Annotated in this window: 1 protein-coding gene; it reads right to left on the bottom strand. The window is 45.4% G+C overall.

The genetic code is table 11. The features are described 5' to 3' along the window. The coding region (tuf, locus tag HC728_RS19630) for an elongation factor Tu (protein WP_069595067.1) at nt 1-1,033 on the bottom strand (1,033 nt) is incomplete at both ends.

The raw sequence follows: 1,033 nt of genomic DNA, 5'->3' as shown, positions 1-1,033 counted from the left end.
GGTAGAGTGATGTCGCCTGTTACGTCAGTTGTACGGAAGTAGAACTGTGGACGGTAACCTTTGAAGAAAGGAGTGTGACGGCCGCCTTCATCTTTAGAAAGAACGTACACTTCTGACTCAAATTTAGTGTGTGGGTTGATTGAACCTTTAGCAGCAAGTACTTGGCCACGTTCAACGTCATCACGCTTAGTACCACGTAGTAGTGCACCAACGTTCTCACCTGCACGACCTTCGTCAAGCAGTTTACGGAACATTTCAACACCTGTACAAGTAGTCATTGTTGTTTCTTTGATACCAACGATTTCTACTTCGTCACCTACGCGTAGGATACCACGCTCGATACGACCAGTTACAACTGTACCACGACCTTGGATTGAGAATACATCTTCAATTGGTAGTAGGAACGGTTGGTCAACAGCACGCTCTGGTTCTGGGATGTAAGAATCTAGTGCTTCTGCAAGCTCAACGATCTTGTCTTCCCACTCTTTTTCGCCGTTTAGAGCGCCAAGAGCTGAACCTTGAATTACTGGTAGATCATCACCTGGGAAGTCGTACTCAGAAAGAAGTTCACGAACTTCCATTTCAACTAGTTCTAGAAGCTCTTCATCATCAACCATGTCACATTTGTTCATGAATACGATGATGTAAGGGATACCAACTTGACGACCAAGTAGGATGTGCTCACGAGTTTGTGGCATTGGACCATCTGTTGCAGCAACAACTAGGATACCACCATCCATTTGAGCAGCACCAGTGATCATGTTTTTAACATAATCGGCGTGTCCAGGACAGTCAACGTGTGCGTAGTGACGTGCAGGAGTATCGTACTCAACGTGAGAAGTTGAGATTGTGATACCACGCTCGCGCTCTTCAGGAGCGTTATCGATTGATGCGAAATCTTTAGCTACACCGCCGTAGATTTTTGCAAGTGTAGTACAGATAGCAGCTGTTAGAGTTGTTTTACCGTGGTCAACGTGGCCGATAGTACCAACGTTTACGTGCGGTTTCGTACGTTCAAATTTTTCTTTAGACA

It is taken from the genome of Aliivibrio sp. S10_S31 (genome assembly GCF_014694495.1).
GTDB classification, from domain to species: Bacteria; Pseudomonadota; Gammaproteobacteria; order Enterobacterales; family Vibrionaceae; genus Aliivibrio; species Aliivibrio fischeri.
The sequence above is the reverse complement of the archived record's forward strand: the minus strand, read 5'-3'. Positions and strand labels throughout refer to the sequence as shown.